The 1,756-nt window shown below is 76.6% G+C and carries 2 protein-coding genes; both read left to right on the plus strand.

The genetic code is table 11. From position 1 onward, the window contains the following. The first annotated feature begins 94 nt into the window (after positions 1 to 94). Positions 95 to 1,318: a hypothetical protein gene (locus NJ376_RS15225; protein WP_252954140.1), complete on the plus strand. Its 1,224-nt coding sequence runs from the start codon at positions 95 to 97 to the stop codon at positions 1,316 to 1,318. Next, positions 1,318 to 1,756, plus strand: a 439-nt coding sequence (locus tag NJ376_RS15230) for a hypothetical protein (protein ID WP_252954141.1), incomplete at its 3' end; no start/stop codon positions are given. The genes NJ376_RS15225 and NJ376_RS15230, both read left to right, overlap by 1 nt.

Below are 1,756 nucleotides of genomic sequence, written 5' to 3' on the forward strand. Positions count from 1 at the left end.
GCCCGGCCGCGGCGCCGGCCGCACCTCCCGGCGGGGCCCCGCCCGCCGCGTCGCCCCCCGCCACGCCGCCGCAGCGCTGAGGGGGCGGAGGCCCATGCCCACCCGTCGCATCGCCGTCACCGGAAGCGCGGAATTCCAGGCGCTCGGCACCGGTGGGACGCTCGCCGTCGATCAATGGGACGCGCTGACGGCGCAGATCGCCGACGCCATCGGCCCGGACCATGCCGCGCTCTTCGCCGAGCCGCAGCGCAATCCGGGCCGCGGCGAGATCGACTGGTACGCCGACGGCGCCGGCGCCGTGGTTCGCGCCGACAGCCTGCCGGCGGCGGAGCGCGAGGCGCTGCTCGCCCGCTGGCATGCGATGCGGGCGGAGATCGCGGCGCTGGCCGCGAAGCTCGGCGCAAGGCCGGAAGGCCGCTTCATGGCGAGCCTGATCCAGGCTGCCATCACCCTGCCGCAGCCCGAGGACCGGGCGATCTACCGCATCGACGGCAGGCCGGTGCTGATCGCCTGGGGACATGAGCGGGCCGGCGTCGCCGCCGGGGCGGAGACCCTGACCGGACGGATGGCGGCGGCCGAGCTGCCCATGGCCATCCTGCCGCCGCCCCCCGGCCCGGTGCCGCCCGGGCCGCGCCTCTGGCCGGTGCTGGCGGCGCTGATCGGCTCCCTGCTGCTGTTGCTGCTGGCCCTGCTCTTCGCCTGGCGCGACCCCTTCGGCTGGCTGGCGCCGCAGGAGGTGGCCTGCAGCGTGAGCCAGGAGGACCTTGCCGCGCTCGGTGCGCTGCGCGAGGCCTCCGAGCGGGAGAGCGCGCTGCGGCGGGAGCTGGCAAGGCTGGTGACGGAGGCGGCCAATCGCCGCGCCGCCTGCCCGCCCCTGCCGGCGCCGCGGCCGCAACCGCAGCAGCCGGCGCAGGAGCCGCCGCGCAACCCGGATTTGGAGCGGGCCCAGCGCGAGGGCGGCCAGACCGGCAAGCTGCAGATCGTGCTGGCCTGGGAAAGCCGGTCGGATGTGGATCTGCACGTCACCTGCCCGAACGGCCAGCGGCTGTTCTGGGGCGCCCGCGCGGTCTGCGGCGGGGCGCTGGACGTGGACGCCAATGCCGAGCGGCAGATGGCGCAGCCGGTGGAGAATGCCGTCTGGGCCAATCCCGGCAGCGGCACCTACCGGGTGGAGGTGGAGAATTACGCCGCCAATGGCACCAACAACGTGCCCTTCCGCGTGACCATCCGGCAGGAGGGCAGGCCTGACCGGGTCGTCACCGGCGTGGCGCGGGCGGGGGCGGGGCGCCAACCGGTGACCACCGTCGATGTGCCGTGATGAGCGGTGCCGCGCTGATCCTCGACCGTCGCCGGCGGGATGCGATCCGGCCGCTGCTGCCGGCGCGGCCGGCGGCGGAATGGCATGCGGCGCTTACGGCGGAGATCACGGCGGGGCTGGGGGCGGCGCATGCGGCGGTGCTGGCGGCGCCGGTGGAGGAAGGCGAGGAGATCGCTTGGTGCGCGGCCGGCACGCGCAGCAAGGCCTTTGCCGAGCTGCCGCTCGCCGACCGGCGGGCGCTGACCGAGGCGCTGGGGGCGATCCTCTCCGACATCCGCAGGCTCGGGGAGAGCGGCGCGGCGCCCAATGTGGCCGCGGCCTGGCCGGCGCTGCGGGAGGTGCCGGACCTCGAGGCGGTCTTCGCGGTGGATGGCCGGCCGGTGCTGGCGGCCTGGGCGCATGTGCCGGCGCGGGCGGAGCGGCCGCCCGGGCTGCTGG

It is taken from the genome of Siccirubricoccus soli, assembly GCF_024178315.1.
Classification (GTDB): Bacteria; Pseudomonadota; Alphaproteobacteria; order Acetobacterales; family Acetobacteraceae; genus Siccirubricoccus; species Siccirubricoccus soli.

Coding starts and splice junctions, on each gene's coding strand:
- NJ376_RS15225 (WP_252954140.1), top strand. CDS start 95: ATGCCCACCCGTCGCATCGCCGTCACCGGAAGCGCGGAATTCCAGGCG.